This window comes from Algoriphagus faecimaris, assembly GCF_900101705.1.
Taxonomy (GTDB): Bacteria; Bacteroidota; Bacteroidia; order Cytophagales; family Cyclobacteriaceae; genus Algoriphagus; species Algoriphagus faecimaris.
Map to the genome: position 1 here is coordinate 1 of NZ_FNAC01000084.1, position 4,159 is coordinate 4,159.

A 4,159-nucleotide genomic window follows, 5' to 3' on the forward strand; every position below is an offset into this window, starting at 1 on the left:
GCCAGCGCTGGGACCGCGGTAAAACCTAATACCACGCATTCCGTTCGGCTATCGCCTCACTTCATACGGGGATACGCCTTAGGGGCACAGGTATTAATATTGTCGCGCCTTCAGCGCTAACCTTCCTTCAAAATTCATCATTCGATATTTTTTTGGGAACTAGTTCCAATGAATTTTTGCCGACCTCCTCGGCACAATTATTCACTTTCCGTCGGACTACCGGGCCGAGGTGGCTATCTGTTCTTCCACTAAACCCCGTATTCCGTTCGGCGTTTCGTCTCTCTTTATACGGGGCTACACAAACGGTCGTGCCAACCTTTGCCGGTAGGCCTACGCCACTTTGATTTGATTCATCGATTAAACAGTTCGACAGTTTATCAGTTCATCACCAACCCAGAACACCGAATAACATAAAAACGCTGAGCTTAGAGGATTCATCGATTCGACTATTTATCAATCAAACAATTCCTTAGTTCCCTAATTCCAGCTCATTCTTTAAAATAATCTGCAGCCTTCCTCTGCCTTGGTTTTTGAAAGTTTTATAGCGAATTGGTAAAAGTGCCAAACCCGTTCCCAACAGAATCCCAGAAGTCAAGCCCACTCCTCGGTCTATGGAAAATTCCCGGTTTTGATATAGTGAATTGATACTCTCAGCTGTGAGAAGGATGATTCCCGAACCCAAAATCAAAAAATTTAGATTTTTCAGTGTTGAATTTCTTTTGTCCTTGTTTCGGATGTCGATTTCCAAAATGTCCTCCAAAGCCAAGATATTTTCTGATAAGAAAATGTAATCTTGGGAAAAGCCACGGATTTGGTCAGTGACGAAATAGCCTAACTTTTTACTTTTATAGGTGATGGACTCTCCAGTATAAAATCGCAGGTATTTTTTTTCCTGAAAACCTCGCTTCACCAATAAAAAGTCCTCGGATTGAGCAAATGAGTTGAAACTCATTCCCAGAAAAATTAAAATTAAAATCGTGTTTTTCATAGACTTTAGAAAGGTCATCAATTTTCAGATTTTCTCAAAATCCAGAATCCATAGAAGGGCTAAATCCCTGTTGATTTTTTCCTTTTGCATAAAATTCAAGCTGCAAACTCGTATCTCTATCCACAAAGAATTATCTTATGCCCCCAATAGCGCTGATCAAAATGTTATACCCAAGCGATATCAAGACTAGGTAAGAGAAAGGATTTACGCTTTTACTTCAAAAATTAGACATATGAAAAAATTACTCTTTGCATTAGTACCTCTTTTGGTTTTTGTCCACTCTCTCCCTGCCCAAGATTTGGCCGTATTATCTCAGCGGGAGCAGGCTGAACTCATTGATTCATGGTTGGATGATCGAATCAATTCACTTTTGCCCCAACTCATGACAGAGACCGAGGTTGACATGTGGATTGTAATTTCTAGAGAATACAATGAAGACCCGGTGATCAGAACGCTCCTTCCGGCTACTTGGATGGCAGCGAGAAGACGTACCATTCTCGTGATGTATCAGCCAAGCCCAAATGCAGCGGTGGAGACTTTTGCTATAGCCCGCTACGATGTGGGAAAAGCCTTCAAAAGAGCCTGGGATCCCGAAAGTCAACCTGATCAATGGGAAGCCTTGGTGGATCTGGTGAAGGAGAAAAATCCTAAAAAAATCGGATTAAACTTCGCCAAGGATTATGGGCATGCTGATGGCTTGACCTTCACTGAAAGGGAGGCATTTATGGAGAAATTGCCTGCATCTGATCGTGAGAAGGTAGTTTCGGCTCAAACGCTCGCCGTGAGATGGTTAGAAACCCGCACTGCTGCAGAGATGTCGAGCTACAGGCATATTCAGCAGTTGGCTCATGATATTATCCAAGAGGGTCTTTCTGAAAAAGTGATCACACCGGGTAAGACAACCACTGAGGATGTGGTGTGGTGGTACCGGGAGAGGATCAAAGAGCTCAAACTCAATACCTGGTTTCATCCTACGGTAGATATTCAGCGTCCTGACCCTGAATCCAATGAGGCGTCTCGTTCTTTTGCTTCCAGGCCATCGGAGATGACCATCATGCCGGGGGATTTATTACATATTGATTTTGGAATAACCTATCTGAGATTAAATACCGATACCCAAGAATTGGCTTATGTATTGAAAATGGGGGAGACAGAGGTTCCTGCCTATCTTCAAAAGGCCTTTGAGGTAGGGAATCGTTTGCAGGATATTTTGACGGATAGCTATGTAGCGGGAAGAACAGGGAATGAAATCCTAAGAAATGCCAGAATGCAAATGGAAAAAGAAGGAATCAGAGGTAGTATTTATACCCACCCCTTGGGTTATTATGGACATTCGGCAGGACCGACTATAGGCATGTGGGACAATCAGGGAGATACGCCGGGAGCAGGAGACTTTCCGTTGCATGCCAATACAGGCTATGCCATCGAACTCAATGCCGTAGTTTATGTGGAGGAATGGAAAAAGGACGTTAGGATTATGTTGGAAGAGGGTGCCTTTTTTGACGGTGAAAAAGTACGCTATTACAACGGAAGACAAAAGAGCATATTACCTATCCCACGAGCGAGTAGCTATTTAGGGAATTGAAGAAGTAGCTTCAGAATTCTACAAAACAAGCGGATATCGTGTGAGGCTAGGAGCCCATAGTATACCCAAATTCAGATTGACTTTAAGGATGTGAAGTGATTGGAAAATCTTATTTAATCGCGTTTCGTGATTTTTAAATTCATAAAAAATCCCACCAGGTTTTTGGTGGGATTTAATTTTTATAGATGATTTTTAGTTGTTAGGCCAATTCCCCCAGATACTACAATGACCAGCTTTATCGGTTCCATTAATAGATCTATTGATACCTGAATAACTCGCATTCATTACTGCTCTAGGCGAGAATTTTAAGTCACCTTTTTTGGTGAAAAACGCGGCCCCAAAATGTTCTTGACTCAGACCATGTCCCATTTCATGTAGAGCTACAGTTTCCACATCAATCCCTAATCCTTCATTTGACCATATAAATCTGTCGTTGTAATAAATTTCTCTAAAGCCCACATCAAATTTTCCGTCATTATTGCTATCAACAAATTCACCTTCTTCGTCTATAGCTAAAAAAGTAAAGGTCACAGCTATAATTCCTTCACTACCATTAGGTGGTGCAATTAGATCAAAAAACTCAGCAGGCATCCAGCCATTATGGTTTATTTCTGAAATAAAGCCAGGAGTGCTCGGGAAATTGTATAGAAAGGCGGCAAGGCCGACTGGAAAACCAATTCCATCAATTCCATCAATCCCCAAATCCGAACAGGTAACATCTTTCCAAGTTGATCCTGCTTTGAAAACCGCCTCTCTAGCTTCATCAAAGTCCATAGATTGAGGAGCTCTCACATCATCAACATAATATTCAATTTCTTGTGTTCCGTCTAAACTTAACACTGGGGAAAAATCAACATTCAATTGTTTATTCCCTCGATCTTCGAAGATAATGAGATTACCAGCTTCATTTGACTCCTCTGCCATCAGGTATTCTGCTGAATATAACTTTACATTGACAGTTTCGTTGACTTGCCTTCCATTGGGAGATACCTTTCCTGTTTCAATTACTCCAAATGGATTTTTTCTGAACTCCACCTTGTTTTCAATTTGTTGATTAGCCAATGGAAAGTCAGATCTAATCTCCTCGCTACAAGAGATTAAAGTGATCCCTACAATAGCGAAACTTAAGATGTTTTTTGTTTTCATAAAAGCTTATAGTTAAAGTTAAATATGAAGTAATATAGAAAAAATATCCTTTTACTATTTTTTTGTTTTTAGTTTTATATTGAAAATATGTAAAATTTATATGAATATCCGCAAAGTCACCAGTAGCCAAATAAGTTCTTTTTGACAGTTGGTGTCAATTGCTTTATTAAGGGTTTAACTCGATTTAAATTAGGTCAAAATAAACGGTTTTGACCATGAATATTATCAATTTCATTAATCGGTTTCCTGACGAGGCTTCCTGTGTTGAATTCATCAAATCACAAAGGATCAAGCAAGGAATCATCTGTAAGAAATGTACTGGAATCAAGCATTATTGGCTTGAAAACAAGCTTTCTTTTCAATGTGCTTCCTGTGGATTTAGAACCAGTATCAAGAGCGGTACAGTGATGCAGAGCAGTAATTTATCGATCAGGACTTGG

The 4,159-nt window shown here is 40.4% G+C and carries 4 protein-coding genes; 2 read left to right on the forward strand and 2 right to left on the reverse strand.

The genetic code is table 11. The features are described 5' to 3' along the window. Nucleotides 1-469: 469 nt before the first annotated feature. Complete coding sequence (locus BLQ57_RS20555) at nucleotides 470-1,006, reverse strand: hypothetical protein (RefSeq protein WP_087941459.1); 537 nt, start codon at nucleotides 1,004-1,006, stop codon at nucleotides 470-472. A 214-nt stretch (nucleotides 1,007-1,220) separates the two neighbouring features. Here BLQ57_RS20555 and BLQ57_RS20560 point away from each other — a divergent pair, with 214 nt between their 5' ends. After that, a complete protein-coding gene (locus BLQ57_RS20560; RefSeq protein WP_087941458.1) occupies nucleotides 1,221-2,573 on the forward strand; it encodes a M24 family metallopeptidase in 1,353 nt (450 codons plus the stop codon). Between the two features lie 192 nt (nucleotides 2,574-2,765). Here BLQ57_RS20560 and BLQ57_RS20565 read toward each other — a convergent pair whose 3' ends face one another. After that, nucleotides 2,766-3,719 carry a zinc metalloprotease gene (locus BLQ57_RS20565; protein WP_087941457.1) on the reverse strand — a complete coding sequence of 318 codons (954 nt, stop codon included), beginning with the start codon at nucleotides 3,717-3,719 and terminating at the stop codon, nucleotides 2,766-2,768. Between the two features lie 215 nt (nucleotides 3,720-3,934). On the opposite strand from BLQ57_RS20565, the gene BLQ57_RS20570 reads away from it, so the two are divergent. After that, nucleotides 3,935-4,159, forward strand: a 225-nt coding sequence (locus tag BLQ57_RS20570; protein WP_139162854.1) for a transposase, incomplete at its 3' end; no start/stop codon positions are given.